13 protein-coding genes are annotated in these 14,366 nt (G+C 64.8%); 2 read left to right on the top strand and 11 right to left on the bottom strand.

Going from position 1 to position 14,366, the window contains the following annotated elements; genetic code table 11:
- Nucleotides 1-40: 40 nt before the first annotated feature.
- From M729_RS0106405 to M729_RS0106380, 6 genes are read right to left on the bottom strand one after another with little or no spacing between them, the layout of a single operon-like run.
- Nucleotides 41-502: a MarR family transcriptional regulator gene (locus M729_RS0106405; protein ID WP_013528454.1), complete on the bottom strand. Its 462-nt coding sequence runs from the start codon at nt 500-502 to the stop codon at nt 41-43.
- Nucleotides 499-1,083 carry an amino acid synthesis family protein gene (locus M729_RS0106400; protein ID WP_027161096.1) on the bottom strand — a complete coding sequence of 195 codons (585 nt, stop codon included), beginning with the start codon at nt 1,081-1,083 and terminating at the stop codon, nt 499-501. The genes M729_RS0106405 and M729_RS0106400 overlap by 4 nt, the downstream gene beginning before the upstream one ends.
- Nucleotides 1,076-1,960, bottom strand: a complete 885-nt coding sequence (locus M729_RS0106395; RefSeq protein ID WP_027161095.1) for a thiamine biosynthesis protein ApbE — start codon at nt 1,958-1,960, stop codon at nt 1,076-1,078. The genes M729_RS0106400 and M729_RS0106395 overlap by 8 nt, the downstream gene beginning before the upstream one ends.
- On the bottom strand, nt 1,960-3,501 hold the full coding sequence (locus M729_RS0106390; protein WP_027161094.1) for a 6-hydroxynicotinate reductase: 1,542 nt from the start codon (nt 3,499-3,501) through the stop codon (nt 1,960-1,962). The genes M729_RS0106395 and M729_RS0106390 overlap by 1 nt, the downstream gene beginning before the upstream one ends.
- Nucleotides 3,498-6,332: a molybdopterin-dependent oxidoreductase gene (locus M729_RS0106385; protein WP_027161093.1), complete on the bottom strand. Its 2,835-nt coding sequence runs from the start codon at nt 6,330-6,332 to the stop codon at nt 3,498-3,500. The genes M729_RS0106390 and M729_RS0106385 overlap by 4 nt, the downstream gene beginning before the upstream one ends.
- Entirely contained in the window at nt 6,329-7,183 is an 855-nt protein-coding gene (locus M729_RS0106380; protein ID WP_027161092.1) for a xanthine dehydrogenase family protein subunit M, read from the bottom strand. The genes M729_RS0106385 and M729_RS0106380 overlap by 4 nt, the downstream gene beginning before the upstream one ends.
- 258 nt (nt 7,184-7,441) lie before the next feature.
- Between M729_RS0106380 and pncA the strand changes: the two genes are divergently transcribed.
- Entirely contained in the window at nt 7,442-8,056 is a 615-nt protein-coding gene (gene pncA, locus M729_RS0106375) for a bifunctional nicotinamidase/pyrazinamidase (RefSeq protein ID WP_013528448.1), read from the top strand.
- A gap of 27 nt (nt 8,057-8,083) precedes the next feature.
- Nucleotides 8,084-9,502, top strand: coding sequence for a sodium:proton antiporter (locus M729_RS0106370; RefSeq protein ID WP_027161091.1), 1,419 nt, complete (start codon nt 8,084-8,086; stop codon nt 9,500-9,502).
- Here M729_RS0106370 and M729_RS0106365 read toward each other — a convergent pair whose 3' ends face one another.
- The 5 genes from M729_RS0106365 to M729_RS0106345 all read right to left on the bottom strand — a co-directional run bounded on the left by M729_RS0106365 (nt 9,503) and on the right by M729_RS0106345 (nt 14,322).
- On the bottom strand, nt 9,503-10,237 hold the full coding sequence (locus M729_RS0106365) for an ABC transporter ATP-binding protein (protein ID WP_027161090.1): 735 nt from the start codon (nt 10,235-10,237) through the stop codon (nt 9,503-9,505).
- Nucleotides 10,234-10,962: an ABC transporter ATP-binding protein gene (locus M729_RS0106360; RefSeq protein ID WP_024502063.1), complete on the bottom strand. Its 729-nt coding sequence runs from the start codon at nt 10,960-10,962 to the stop codon at nt 10,234-10,236. Before M729_RS0106360 ends, M729_RS0106365 begins: the two co-directional genes overlap by 4 nt.
- Nucleotides 10,959-11,921 carry a branched-chain amino acid ABC transporter permease gene (locus tag M729_RS0106355; RefSeq protein WP_027161089.1) on the bottom strand — a complete coding sequence of 321 codons (963 nt, stop codon included), beginning with the start codon at nt 11,919-11,921 and terminating at the stop codon, nt 10,959-10,961. The genes M729_RS0106360 and M729_RS0106355 overlap by 4 nt, the downstream gene beginning before the upstream one ends.
- Nucleotides 11,918-12,799 (bottom strand): branched-chain amino acid ABC transporter permease, encoded by an 882-nt coding sequence (locus tag M729_RS0106350; RefSeq protein WP_013528443.1) that lies wholly within the window; start codon nt 12,797-12,799, stop codon nt 11,918-11,920. The genes M729_RS0106355 and M729_RS0106350 overlap by 4 nt, the downstream gene beginning before the upstream one ends.
- 218 nt (nt 12,800-13,017) lie before the next feature.
- Entirely contained in the window at nt 13,018-14,322 is a 1,305-nt protein-coding gene (locus M729_RS0106345; protein WP_013528442.1) for an ABC transporter substrate-binding protein, read from the bottom strand.
- Between the last annotated feature and the right edge of the window lie 44 nt (nt 14,323-14,366).

Raw genomic sequence — 14,366 nt, 5'->3', positions numbered from 1 at the left:
GCAAACTTCCTGCCGGGTGCTCCTTTGGCGCCCGGCGGGTCTAAGCCAGCTTCACCAGCAGCTTCATGAAGGTGGCGATCTCCTTGGCCGAGAGCGGCGCCAGCGTCTCCTTTGTGATCTCGCGCGCCAGCGGGATCAGGCGCTCGATGGCATCGCGGCCTGCCGCGGTCAGATTGACCAGCAGCCGTCTTTTGTCGACCTCGTGCCTGGAAAGCTCGACCAGGCCGCGCGCCTTCAGCCGGTCGATGACGCCCTTCACCGTCGCCGCATCCATCGCGATCAGCGTGCCGAGCTGGTTCTGCGAGGTCTCGCCGACGTCACGCAGCTTGGCCAACGCCGCGAATTGCGGCGGCGTCAGATCGCCGATATGCGCGGCAAAGATCGCGACATGGCGCTGATGCGCCTTGCGCAGGATGAAGCCGACCTGCTCCTGCAGGAGGTAATCCTGGTCGTCCGGCGCCTCGACCTCGACCAGCTTGAGCAGATTGTCCTCGCCGCTCACCGCAGCCCATCCCAGGCTTTGATGTCATCGGCCGCGAGACCACCCATGCGATCGTGGATGCGCGGGCCACAAGTCATGGCGAGGCAGAACAGAATCTCGTCGGGGCGCGGACCATCGGACATGCCGACTTCCATGGCGTCGAAATGGCTGCGCACATAGGCGGCGTTGATGTGGCCGAGCGGCACGTCGAGCTTCGAACCGAAAGCGCCGACCTTCTTGGCCGACGGCACGATCGCCTTGGCGTCGCCGAGCCGCTCGCGCATGGCGTAGCCGCCGGGCGCATGCCAGAGGGCGCCGTGTTCCAGCTCACCTGCGGTGCCGACAATGGCGCCTTTGCCGTAGCCGTCGATCTGCTTGACGTCGCCGCCGAGCGCCGCGATCAGCCGGTCGGCGAGCAGCAGGCCGAGCGGCTTGAGATCGTCCATGGCGCTCTGCAGCTCCTCGACATAGCGCCCGGCGAACGGGTTCTTTACCAGCGCCATGGCGGCGGCACGGCGGCGCGGCACCTTGGCCACCGGCCCGCCCTCGTGAAAGATCTCTTCGGTCAGAACCGCGATCTTGCGGATCGGAAACTCAGGCATGGGCAACTTCCTCCCTCGAAGTTTCGTTGGGCGCGGCAAGCGCAACCGAGCCACTGATGCGGATCTCGCCGCCGAGAAACAGCGCCGACCCGGCAATAAGCCCCCGGCGGCGAAAATCTTCGGCGACGGCAAGGCCATTGTCCAGCGCGCGCGCCACTTCGCCAAGGGCAAGCGTGCCGACGCCTTGCGTCACCAGCCGCGAGCCGAGATCGCTGTCGGGCGACAGTTCGTGTGCGGAAATGCGCTTGATGGCGGGATTGCCGGGCAGGTCCACCGCGTTGGCAATGAGCGTCGCCGCCGCATCGGCTTCGGCGCCGGTCCGCGCCAGCACGGTGACGGCGTCGGCAATGCCAAGCGAGAAGGAGCGACCACGCCAACCGCTGGTGGCGACGCCGCGAACGCCATCTTCCGCGCGGATCGTGATCCGGTCGGCCATGCCGTTGCCGGTACCGGCTACCGCCAGACCCATCGACTGGCCCTTGCCGATATGGAGCGCGCAGTCGCCGCCATTGTTGACATAGGCGCGCTCGATCTTGCGACCGGCAAGCAATGCGGCGAGCATTTCGTCGGCTACCGATCCCGCGACGGCCGCCATCGGAGTTATAAAGCATTCCGCCAGGGGCATGACGGCTGCCTCCATGCGGCGCGCCGTCGGGCCGGCGAAGGTGCGCGGCGCCAGGAAAAACGCCGGCAGCCGCAATTCGGGGAGTTCCTCGACCAGCTCCACCAGGATTGTCTGGAACCGCGCTATGGCCTGTTCATAGGCTCGGCGGCATTCATCCGCCTCACCAAAAACCTCGACGATCAGGTCGATCGGCCCGTGGTTGAGATGCAGCCGCTTGCCGTCCTGCAGCCAATGGGCTTGCGGGCCTTGCATCACCCGGCCCCGTTCGAGCCGGCACGACGTAGCTGCGCGAGTGGCGGCCATGGATTGTTGGTTTCGGCGCCTGTGCCGCGGCGCGGATTCAGGTACTCACCGCCTTTTGCGACAATATCCTCGACGCTGCGGATCTCGGCCTCGTACCCGCCGAGCCTGACATAGTCGTCGCGGCGCAGCGTGAATTCGATCGGCGCCACCAGCGCCGGTGTAGGCACATAGCCGAAGGCGCCTTCCGGCACCCGTGTGACATCGACCATCAGCGTGATGCCGCCGCCCGGCCAGACATAGACCGGCGCGCCGCCGACCGTGACATAGGTGGTCAGGCCCTGAACCGAGCGGGTGAGATTGACCGGGTTTTCGGTGACACCGGCGCGCAGCGAACCGCCGGCGCCGCCGATGAACAGCACCGTGCACAAAGCCGGCTCGCAATTGTCCTCGATCAGGCCGACCGACTTTTGCAGCCGTTCCGGAAACGGCTTTTGCACCGGCTTCAACTCGTCGTCGAGCTCGTAATAGGCGAATTGCTCGCCGGTGGTCGAAACCATCAGCAGCGACAGGCCCGGCCGCGCACCCTTCTTGGCGTTCCACTCGCCAAGGATCGACAGCGGGTCTGAAATGCTGGTGCCGCCCCAGCCGAGGCCTGGCTCGGACACCTTGAAATAGCGGCCCGGCGTCGAACGGCGGCCGAGGATCTTTATCCCTGTGTCCTGCCAGCCCAGCACCTTGCCGGCCTGATGCTCGGAAACGACGCCGGTGATGTGGTCGTCGACCACCACCACCTCGTCGACAAGGCCGCGCCATTGCGTGGCGAACATGCCGATGGTCGCCGAGCCGCAGCCGACGCGCATGCGATGTTCCTGCTTGCCGTCGATGACAGGCGCTTTGCCGGCTTCGACTGTTATGGTGGCGCCGCCGTCGATGGCGAGTTCCACCGGCTTGCGGTTGCACAGATTGAGCAGCGCGTCGCAGGTGGCGCGTCCTTCGGCCTTCGAGCCGCCGGTCAGATGATGCACGCCGCCCAGCGACAGCATCTGCGAGCCATACTCGCCCGTCGTGACATGGCCGATTGCCTCGCCTTGCGATCGCACAATAGCCGTCTCGGGTCCGATATGCCGGTCGGTGTCGATCTTCACCTTGACGCCGCAGTACGAAAAAATGCCTTCCGTGACGACGGTGACGAGATCGACGCCTTCGACTTCCTGGCTGACGATGAACGGCGCCGGCTTGTAGTCGGGATAGGTGGTGCCGGCGCCGATTGCGGTAACGAAGCGGCGGCCGGTGTTGACCAGTTCGCCGTCCCATTGTTCGCCCTCGGCGACGAACGGCACGATTGCCGCGCCGGTCTCGGCCGCATGGTCGAGGATGGTCAGCGGGTCCATCCGCACGATCCTGCCGCCGACATTGCCGTAGCGGTCGCAGGCGCCGGTGCGCCCATCTGATATGTAGCACATCACCGGGCAGGCATCGCAGCGGATCTTCTCCGCCACCAGCTTCTCGCCGGGATCATGGGTCTCGAAGCGTTCGGCAAGCTCGCTCATCGGCGTGCCTCCTTTTCGCGGATGCCATCTCTTTCGCGGATGCCAGCGCGGATACGCGTCGGCGTCGCCGGTATCTTGGTGACCAGCACGCCGGTGGCGTGGCGGATGGCATTGAGGATTGCCGGCGCCGTCGGGATCAGCACATGCTCGCCCAAACCCTTGGCCCCAAAGGGTCCTTCCGGATCCGGAACTTCTATCAGGATGGTCTCGATCGGCGGCACGTCGCCAATGGTCGGGATGAGATAATCGTGCAGATTCTCGGTGCGGCCGGGGATGTACTCTTCCATCAGCGCCATGCCGATGCCTTGCGCGATACCGCCTTCGATCTGGCCTTCGGCCAGCAGCGGGTTGATCGCCTTGCCCACATCATGCGCGGCGGTGATCTTGATCAGCTTCACCGTGCCGAGCTTGAGATCGACCTCCAACTCGGCAATCTGCGCGCCATAGCCGTAAACGGCGTAGGGTTTGCCCTGGCCGTTGGCATCGAGGGGCAGCGTCGGCGGGTCGTAGCTCTCCTCGGCGCGGAAGACGAAGCCCTCGGCATCCAGGTCCAACGTCGTGAGATCAATGCGGCGGGTGGCTTCGCCTTCGCGGATGACGATCGCCGGGCCGTCGAGTTGGAGAGCGGCTTTTTCCGAAACATTGGCGAAACGCAGGATCTTTTCACGCAAGGCGCGGCCGGCCTTCTCGGCCGCCTTGCCGGTGACGAAGGTCTGGCGCGAGGCCGATGTCTTGCCGGCATCGGGAGTAATTGATGTATCGGCGCTCTTCAGCTGGAATCTCTCCAGCGGCAGGCCGAGCGCGTCGGCGCAGATCTGGGCGATGACCGTGTTCGAACCCTGGCCGATATCGACCGCGCCCTGGTGCAGGATGACCGTGCCGTCGGCCGCGATGCCGACCCGAATGGCCGACGGATTGGGCAGCGAGGTGTTGCCGCAGCCATACCAGCAGGACGCGACGCCGACGCCGCGCTTTCTATCTGTGTTGGCACTGTTGAATGCCTCCGCATCGGCCGCCGCGCGCGCCCAATGCGGCTGTAGCGATTCGAGGCATTCGGCAATGCCGACGCCCGAGTCCAGAAGCTGTCCTGTGACCGTTTCGGAGCCGTTCCGAAGGCAGTTCTTCAAGCGAAAATCGAGCCTGTCCATGCCGAGCTTGCCGGCCAGCTCATCGTAGAGGGTCTCCTGCATGATCGTCGCTTGCGGCACGCCGAAGCCGCGGAAGGCGCCGGAGATCGGCCCATGCGTATGGATGGCGCGGCCTTCGGCGCGGTAGTTCGGCGTCGCGTAGGGTCCGGAGGCGTGCACCGGCACGCGGTTGGCCACGGTAGGGCCCCAGCTTGCATAGGCGCCGGTGTTGAAATCGCCTTCAAAAATCATGCCGGTGACAAGGCCGTCGGCATCGGCGCCGATGGTCGCCTTCATCTCGGCCGGATGGCGCTTGGTGGTCGACATCATCGATTCGGTGCGGGTGTAGGCAAGTGCCGCCGGCCGCCCTGTCTTCATCGCCACAAGGCCGATCAGCGGCTGCAGCGAGACGTCGAGCTTCGAGCCGAAACCGCCGCCGGTCGCGGTCGGCACGATGCGCACCTTGTCGACGGCAAGGCCGAGCACCTTCGCCGTCTCGTCGCGGTCCATATAGGGCGCCTGGGTGCAGGCGACGACGACCAGCGTGTCGCCGTCCACATAGGCATAGCCGGCTTCCGGTTCGATATAGGCGTGCTCGACATAGGAGGTGTCGATGACGCCGGAAACCGTGAACGCTGCACCGGCAAGGGCCCCTTCCGGATCGCCGCGTTCGACGAAGCCGGAGGTCAGCAGGTTTGCCGGTCTGTTCTCATGGATGAGCTTGGCACCGCCGGCGCGCGCTTCGCAGGATTGGAGAACATGCGGCAATTCGGTCCAGCGGATCGGAAAATCCGAGAGGTCGATATCGAGCATCGCCTCGCGCTCGCCAGCGACCAACGCCACCGCCTCACCGCGAAGGCGGGCAAACCCTTCGGCCAGTGCCGGCTGGTCGGCGAACGGGCCGATGACGCCGAAACAGTTTTTTCCCGGAATGTCGGCTGCGGTGAAGACGCCGGCAACGCCGGGATGTGCCTTCGCCCAGCCATCGAGGTCACCGAAGGCGAAGCTGGCGTGATAATGCGGAGAGCGGATCACCAGTACCGCCAGCGCATCGGCGGGGAAGGAATCGCTGCCGAATTTCTCAGCCCCGGTGACTTTCGGCACGCCGTCGAGCCGGATGGGCGAGGAACCGATCGCGTGGCCTGACCGGGGCAAGCGGAAATCCAGGCTTGCTGCCTGCAGGGAGGCATCCATCACTGCGGCAATGATCTTCCGGTAGCCGGTGCAGCGGCACAGAATTCCGCCGAGCGCGTCCTGTACCTCGACCTCGGTGGGGCTCGCCTTCTTCTCCAGCAGAGCCGTCGCCGCAACCAACAGGGCGGGCGTGCAAATCCCGCACTGCGCAGCGCCATGGGCGAGGAAAGAGGCCTGCAACGCCGACAGCCGGCCGTTGGCAAGCCCTTCCACGGTCGTCACCGATGCGCCGGCAGCGGACGCCGCCGACATCAGGCAGGCGCAGACGGGATCGCCGTCGACCAGCACCGTACAGGCGCCGCAATCGCCGGCATCGCAGCCGACCTTGGTGCCGGTCATCCCCAGTTCGTCGCGCAGCACCAGGGACAGCCGGCGCAGCGGCGGCACATTGACCGATACGGCGCTGCCATTGACCTCGAAGGCGATGTCAACGCGCTCCGGGCCGCGAGCAGGCCGAACGGCGCCCAGGTCGGGCACTGCTTCACGCACGTCAGGTTGAACCTGGCTCATGCCGCCACCTCTTCGCCAGTCGTCCGCCCCACAGCCGCAAGCACGGCGCGGGCAACAATCTCGCGCACTGCATCGAGCCGGTATTCGGCGCTGCCGCGCACATCGGCGATCGGCGACAGTTCGCTCATCGGTGCGGACAGGACCGCATCGGCAAGCTCGCCATCCACCGGCAGCCCGCACAACGCGGCTTCTACGCCGGCCAGCCGCTTGGCCACCACCGAACAGGAGCCGGCCGCGACCGCCGCTTGCCGGACGGTGCCATTGTCGACGGCCAGACGTGCCGCCACCATGGCAATGGAAATGACGAGGTAGCGCCGGGCGCCGAGCTTGACGAAAGCCGACGTGCCGCTGGGCTTCGGCACGCGGATCGCCGTGACCATCTCACCGGGCAGCAGAGCCGTGCGGCGGTTGCCGAGAATGAAGTCCTGCAACGGCAGGTGCCGCGTCGCTGCCACCGAGCGCAGCTCGACCTCGGCATCGAGGACGAGCAGGGCCGGCACGCCGTCGGCGGCAGGCGAGGCGTTGCAGAGATTGCCGGCGACCGAGGCGACGTTCTGGATCTGCGCCGAGCCGACCTCTCGCGCCGCCTGCTTCAGAGCCTCGAAGGCCGGCGGCAAGGGATGGCGGACGATGTCGGTCCAGGTCGTGCGCGCGCCGATGACGAAATGGTCGCTCGTCTCGGCAATGCCGCACAGCGCCGCCAGGCCGTTAATGTCGAGAACATTGTCGCGGATCGGTTTGCTGCCCTGTGCCGGATAGAAATCGGTGCCGCCGGCAAGGATGCGCCAGGCGCCCTCGCCAAGCAAAGCGAGCGCTTCGTCGACCGAGGTGGGTTTCGCGTAACGGATCACGCTTTGCCTTCCCGAAAAGAGGCCTTCCAGAGCTGGTACTTCGAAAGATCCTTCCAGCACAGGGGTCGGAAAATTCATTCGTATGCAAATGATATCAAGCTGGCAGGATTTGTCAAAGCCGGAGTTTGCCGCGGCGCCGCCGGCACGCATTTGTTATGGCTTGAGAGGTTGACGCGGCCGGCCATCTGGTCAAGTTTCTGCGTCCGGTCGCGTCAGCGGCATTTTCCACTGGAGCCTGCATACGGAAGAGGAAAGCCCATGGCCGACGAAGCGCTTGTCGTCATCGACCTGCAGAACGATTTTTGTCCCGGCGGCGCGCTGGCGGTTGCCGGCGGCGACGAGATCGTGCCGCTGGTCAACGACCTGATCCGGCGAACCGACCATGTCGTGCTGACGCAGGACTGGCATCCCGCCGGTCACTCCAGCTTTGCTTCCAGCCATCCGGGCGCGCAGCCCTTCACCATGATCGAAATGCCGTACGGCCAGCAGACGCTGTGGCCGGACCACTGTATCCAGGGCAGCCTGGGCTCGGATTTCCATTCCGGCCTCGCCTGGACCAAGGCCGAGCTCGTCATTCGCAAGGGATTTCGGCCTGATATCGACAGCTACTCGGCCTTCTTCGAGAACGACCGCACGACCCAGACCGGCCTTGCCGGCTACCTCCGGGAGCGCGGCATCGACACGCTGACCCTGGTCGGGCTGGCGACCGATTTCTGCGTCGGCTTTTCGGCGCTGGATGCCGTCAGCCAGGGCTTCAAAACCACAGTGCGGCTGGATGCCTGCCGCGGCATCGATCTCAACGGTTCGCTCAATGCCATGCTGCAGCGCATGCGCGACGCCGGCGTGAGGCTCGAAGACCCTTTGTCGGACTGACGGATCGTGAGGCACAAGAGGGGCTTTTTGTGGGTCGCGACGAAAGCGGCAATCGTCGTGGCCGTGCTGTTTCCGGCACAGGCTTTCGGGGCGGAGGAACACGGCCTGCCCGGCGCTTCGATGTCGCTGTGGTGGGCGCTGCCCTTTGCCGGGCTGCTGTTGTCGATCGCCACTGGTCCGCTGCTGTTTCTTCATGTCTGGGAGCATCACTACGGCAAGATCGCGGCCCTTTGGGGCGCTCTGGTGGTCCTGCCGCTGGCGGTCGCCTTCGGTGTCCCCACAGCGACCGAAGCGGTGCTGCATGCGTTGCTCACCGAATACATGTCGTTCATCATCCTGCTGTTTGCGCTGTTCACCATTTCCGGCGGCATTCTCCTTGCCGGCAACATTCACGGCACGCCGCTGGTGAATGCCGGCCTGCTGCTGGTCGGCGCGCTGCTGGCCTCGGTGATCGGCACGACCGGTGCCTCGATGATCCTGATCCGGCCGATCATCCGCGCCAACGATAACAGGCCGTTCAACGCCCATGTCGTCATCTTCTTCATCTTCCTGGTGTCCAACATCGGCGGCTCGCTGACGCCGCTTGGCGATCCGCCGCTGTTCGTCGGCTTCCTGCGCGGCGTCGACTTCTTCTGGACGACGACGAACCTCTGGCGCGAGACGCTGTTCGTCGGCGGTGTCGTGCTGGGCATTTTTCTGGTGATCGACAACATCCTGCACCGGCGCGAGGCTGGCGCGCCGAAGATCAAGGACCCGACACCGGATACCAAGGTGCGCCTGCGCGGCCTGGCCAACCTTCCGCTGCTGGCGGGGGTGATCGGCGCCATCCTGCTATCGGCGGCTTGGAAGCCGGGCGTCAGCTTCTCCGTGTTCGGCGTCAGCCTGGAACTGCAGAATCTGGTGCGCGACGCCATGATCCTGGCGCTCGCCCTCGTTTCACTTGTCATTTCGCGCAAGGAATACCGCGAGGCCAATGGCTTCAACTGGGGTCCGATAGCAGAGGTGGCCAAATTGTTTGCCGGCATCTTCATCTGCATCGTGCCGGTCATCGCCATCCTCAGGGCAGGCCATGAGGGTGCGCTGGCGCCGCTGGTGTCGCTTGTGAGTTCTTCCTCCGGCCGGCCCAACGATCTCGCCTATTTCTGGCTGACCGGGGCGCTGTCATCCTTCCTGGACAATGCGCCGACTTATCTGGTGTTCTTCGAGCTTGCCGGCGGTGACCCCCGGCACCTGATGACGGAGTTCGCTTCGACGCTTGCCGCGATCTCGGCCGGCGCGGTGTTCATGGGCGCCAACACCTATATCGGCAATGCGCCGAACTTCATGGTCTACGCCATCGCCCGACATCGCGGCGTGAAGATGCCGGGCTTTTTCGGCTATATGGCATGGTCGGGCCTGGTGCTGATCCCGACGTTTTTGGTAGCGGGTTTTCTGTTCTTCGGCTGATCAACCGACGCCGACATAACGGCGCACCGCCGACGGGTCGGCGCGCAGTTCTTGGACATCGACCGTCTCGCGGTTGCGGCCGTTTTCGACGAAGGCAACGCGGTCGGCGACAGAAAGCACCGCATCGACCCGTTGTTCGACCAGGATGGTCGACACGCCCATGTCACGCAGCGTCGACACCGTCTCGCGGATCTTGGCGATCATCGACGGCATCAGCCCTTCGGTCGGCTCGTCGAGCAATAGCACCTGCGGTTCGAGGCAGAGTGCACGCGCCATCGCCAGCATCTGCTGTTCGCCGCCGGACAGTGTGCCGGAACGCTGCCGCAGCCGCTGGCGCAGCAATGGAAAGAGGTCGAGCACGTTTTCACGCGTCGCCTTGCCCTTGCCGCGCGCCATCAGGCCGATCTCGATGTTTTCCGCCACCGTCATTTCGGCGAACAGTCGCCTTCCCTGCGGCACATAGGCGACGCCGGCCTTCGGCACCTCATGCGCCGGCAGGCCGGTCAACTCCTTGCCATCGAGCCTGATCGAGCCGGCGCTCGAGGGAACCAGCCCCATGATGGCCTTGAGTGTCGTCGTCTTGCCGGCGCCATTGCGGCCGAACAGGCACAGCACCTCGCCTTTGTTCAGCACCAGGTCGAGGCCATAGAGCACCTGGACCTCGCCATAGAAGCAGTCGAGCCGCGAAATGGTGAGTGCTTGAGGCGTGGCCTCGGCCTGGTTTGCCTCGGTCATGGGGCAGTCCCCAGATAGGCTTCCTGCACCGCCGCGTTTTCGCGGATCGCTTCGGGCGTGCCTTCGGCGAGGATCTTGCCGGCATTGAAGACAGTGATGCGGTCGGCCAGCTGCATGACGACAGGCATGTTGTGCTCGATCAGAAGCACGGTGGCGTTCTTGGCGATCTCGCGCACCAGGGTGACGAAATTGTCGATCTCGCTGTCGGCCAGCCCTTGCGTCGGCTCGTCGAGGATCAAAAGGCGCGGCTTCAGCGCCAGGCCCATCGCCACTTCCAGCAGGCGCTGATGGCCGTAGGACAACTGCCCGGCCGGCATGTGGGCGCGATCGGCCAGGCCGGTGCGTTCGAGTGCGGTCATGACAGCGGCCTGTATCGCGCTCCTGGAATGGCTGCCATGCCGCAGCGTCAGTTGCGCGGGCAGCGCGACGTTGGCGTAGACGGACAGGTTGGCATAGACGCTGGTGAGCTGGAAGGTGTAGGCGATCCCCCTGCGGACCCTGACATAGGCAGGCAGATTGGTGATGTCGGCGCCGTCGAAGACGATCATGCCGGCAGACGGCTGGATGCGGCCGCTGACCAGGCTGACAAAGGTGGTCTTCCCCGCCCCATTGGGGCCGATAACGGCGCGGATTTCGCCCGGCATCAAGGAGAAATCCACACGGTCGACGGCACGCAGGCCGCCGAAGTCGCGAGAAAGGCCCTTGGTGGTCAAAAGCGGCATCATGGCAGCCACCCGAGCCAGCGCTGCCTAATGCTGCCCAGAATGCCTTTGGGGAAGAACAGCACAAGCAGGATCAGCGCGATGCCCACAATCAGCAGATAGGCGGAGGTGTAGCCGCTGGTGATATCGATGACATAGTACATGAACAGCGTGCCGATCAGCGGCCCGAGCGTTGTTGCAGCACCGCCCAGCAGCACCCACAGCAGCGGCAGGATCGAATATTGCACCGACGCGAAGCTCGATCCGACATAGCCGAACAGCAGCGCATAGGCGGCACCCGAGGCCGCGCAGATGATGCCGGAGATGACGACGGCGGCGAGCTTGTTGGAAAAAGTGTCGTATCCCAGCATCTTCGTCCGCTCTTCGTTCTCGCGGATGGCGACCAGCACGCGGCCATACCGGGAGCGGACGATGGCCAATGTGACGAGAAGCACGATCGAAAACAGCGCCAGCGCCGTCATGTAGCGAACGGTCGGATTGGTGAGCTCGAGCGACGTCGCGCCGAAGCTCAGCACCCGCGCCGGCTGCGGCACGACCATGCCCTGGTCGCCGCCGGTCCACGTCGCGAAGTAGAGGATGAGGAGGTAGAACACTTGCGCGAACATCATGGTGACGATCATGAAGGCGACGCCGGTGGTGCGCAGCGCCAGCAGGCCGATCACGAGTGACACAACAACACCACAGGCAAGCCCGGTGGCGAACGCCGCTGGTACGCTCCAGCCGAGCTGGATGACGGCAAGGCCGGCGCCATAGAGCCCGGCGGCAAAGAACATGGCATGGCCGAGGCTGAGCAGGCCGACATAGCCGAACAGCATGTTGTAGCCCATGGCGAACACCGCCAGCACCATGATGCGGGCGAGCAGGCCGTGATAGTATTCCGGCAGAAGGAAGCTCAGCACGAAAAGCAGCGCGACGACGCCGAGATGCAGGGCATAGGCTTTTACCGGCGAAGCTTCGCTCATCGCGACCTCGTCCCGAATAAGCCTTGCGGACGGAACACCAGCACCATGGCGACCAGCAGCGTGGCGATGATCTTGGCCAGCGTCGGCGAGAAGAACATCGAGATGATGCCGTCGGAGAGACCGATCAGCACGGCGGCGACGACCGTGCCGCGCAGCGAGCCGAGGCCGCCGATGATGACGACGATGAAGGAGAGCAGCAGCGGGTCCTGCCCCATCAGGTAATGCGCCTGGCTGATCGGCACGATCAGCACCGCGGCAATGGCCGCCAGCATGGCGCCAAGCGCGAAGACGCCGCCATAGACGCGGCCGACGGGGATGCCGAAGGCCTGCGCCGTCTCGCTGTCATACTGCGTGGCGCGCATGACGAGGCCGATCCTGGTGCGCGTCAGCACCAGCCATGTCGCGGTGAGCAGCAGCGCGGAGGCGGCGATGACAGACAGTTTGTAGCCGGAGTAGCCGAACCACGGCAAAAGGATGCGGTAGCTGAACGGCGGCTCCACCGGTCGCGCCTCCGGACCGTAGAAGGTCAGCGCCAGCTGCTGGATGATGTAGAGCATGCCGATGGTGGCGACGATGGTGGCTTCCGGATTGTAGTTGAGCCGGCGCAGCACCAGCCGTTCGGCGACCAGCGCAATGGCGCCGACGATCAGCGGCGCAATCACAAGTGCGGCCAGGAAGCCGAGCGCGGGATGGCCGCCAATGGCTGTGGTGATCGCCCAGGCGAGCACGGCGCCCAGCATGAAGAACTCACCATGCGCGACATTGACCACCCGCATGACGCCGAACACCAAGGACAGGCCGAGCGCGGTCAGCGCCAGCACGGCTGAGGTGACGAGGCCTTCGAGGGCGGCGAGGAGGAGGTGGGGTCCGAAGTGCATCGGCTAGACACCAGCGGATGCGCGAGGCNCCCCCCTCTGCCCTGCCGGGCATCTCCCCCTCAAGGGGGGAGATCGGCTGACATCGCGGTTTTCGCCAATCTCTGCCGTAGCAAGACCGGGCGAAACGTCAAAACTGCCAATCTCCCCCCATGAGGGGGAGATGTCCGGCAGGACAGAGGGGGGCGGCTTGGCGCTCACGCTGATTGGCGCAGCTAAACCTACAGCGCCTGCGTCGTATAATCCCCTTCGGCCTCGTAAAGTCCGTCTTCGATCTTGGTCTTGTGCACGACCTTGAGCTTGCCGCCTTCGATCTTGGAGATGTTCTGGATGCCAAAGCACTGGTGGATCTTGCCGTTGAAGGTCTTCGGTCCCTGCGGATGTTCCGGACCTTCGGCGAATTCGGTCAGCGCCTCGGTCGCCTCGACCAGCTTGGCGCGGTCTTCCGGTCCCTTGTAGCCGGCGTCCTCCATCGCCTTCTTGACGACGTAGAGCGTTTCCCAGCAGCCGAACATGTGGGCTGCGGTGGAGACGTCCTTGGGGTCGCCGACGGCGGCGCCATTGTCGTCGATGCCGACAGCAGCGCGATAGGCCTTCTGCGCCTCGGAGTCATCGGCCTGCGCATAGCGCGGCGAGCCTTCCCAGAAATGGCTGCCATCGAGGAATTCGAGGCCGGGGCTGTTGATGTCGGTGGCTTCGAGCGAATCGATGAAGCCGAACAGTTGCGGCCGGTTGGAGCCGTAGAACTCACCAAGCTCCTTGACGAAGGTGAGCACGGCCGGGCCGACCATGACGTGGTAGATCACCTCGGTCTCGGCCGGGATCTGCGGAAAATACTTGGTGAAGGATGATTCCGTCGGCGGGATGGCGATCTGCGCGATGACCTCGCCGCCTTGCGCCTTCAGCGCCGGCGGCAGGTAGTCGCGGTGGTCGTAGCCGAAGGCGAAATCCGGGAAGATCTGCGTCACCTTCTTGCCTGCATTGGCCGCGATCCACGGCGCCATCGACTGGATCTGGCTCTTCACGTCGGTGATGCCGGGCTGGAAGACATAGCGGTTCAGCTTGGTCGAGGCGACGTGATGGCCTTCGCTGACGACGAAATAGGGCATCTTGTTTTCGCCGGCGGCGGGCGCCGAGCCGATGACGACATGCGAGAACAGCGTGCCGAAGACGATGTCGGTTTTGTGCTGGGTGGCGAACTTGCCGACCACCTCGGCGCCACGGCCGGGATCGGTGCCGTCATCCTCGATGATCACCTCGACCTGGCGGCCATTGATGCCGCCGGCTGCATTGATCGCCTTGACTGCGGCAGCCGTGGTCTTTTCGTACCAGCGGCCATAGGCAGCGCCGATGCCGGTGCGGTGCGACTGGAAGCCGATCTTGATCGGCGCCGAACTCTGCGCCTGGGAATAGCGGACGAAGCCAGGGGCAAGGCCGAGGCCGGCGCCTGCGGCCAGACCTTTCAGTGCGGTGCGGCGGGTGAGCGTGGATCTGGAGAGATCGAAAAACCCATTCTTGTCAGTCACGGCAGTTCCCCTGTTTTTGAGTTTTGACTGGCTGCAACGAGGCA

The organism is Mesorhizobium sp. WSM1293, from assembly GCF_000513875.1.
In the GTDB taxonomy this organism is placed as follows: domain Bacteria; phylum Pseudomonadota; class Alphaproteobacteria; order Rhizobiales; family Rhizobiaceae; genus Mesorhizobium; species Mesorhizobium ciceri.
This window is presented reverse-complemented; position numbering and strand designations above follow the sequence as displayed.

What these genes read in the sequence shown, in the direction of transcription:
- M729_RS0106355 (WP_027161089.1), bottom strand. Translation starts at nt 11,921, where the DNA reads ATGAGCGAAGCTTCGCCGGTAAAAGCCTATGCCCTGCATCTCGGCGTC.
- M729_RS0106395 (WP_027161095.1), bottom strand. Translation starts at nt 1,960, where the DNA reads ATGCAAGGCCCGCAAGCCCATTGGCTGCAGGACGGCAAGCGGCTGCAT.
- M729_RS0106390 (WP_027161094.1), bottom strand. Translation starts at nt 3,501, where the DNA reads ATGAGCGAGCTTGCCGAACGCTTCGAGACCCATGATCCCGGCGAGAAG.
- M729_RS0106365 (WP_027161090.1), bottom strand. Translation starts at nt 10,237, where the DNA reads ATGACCGAGGCAAACCAGGCCGAGGCCACGCCTCAAGCACTCACCATT.
- pncA (WP_013528448.1), top strand. Translation starts at nt 7,442, where the DNA reads ATGGCCGACGAAGCGCTTGTCGTCATCGACCTGCAGAACGATTTTTGT.
- M729_RS0106385 (WP_027161093.1), bottom strand. Translation starts at nt 6,332, where the DNA reads ATGAGCCAGGTTCAACCTGACGTGCGTGAAGCAGTGCCCGACCTGGGC.
- M729_RS0106350 (WP_013528443.1), bottom strand. Translation starts at nt 12,799, where the DNA reads ATGCACTTCGGACCCCACCTCCTCCTCGCCGCCCTCGAAGGCCTCGTC.
- M729_RS0106360 (WP_024502063.1), bottom strand. Translation starts at nt 10,962, where the DNA reads ATGATGCCGCTTTTGACCACCAAGGGCCTTTCTCGCGACTTCGGCGGC.
- M729_RS0106400 (WP_027161096.1), bottom strand. Translation starts at nt 1,083, where the DNA reads ATGCCTGAGTTTCCGATCCGCAAGATCGCGGTTCTGACCGAAGAGATC.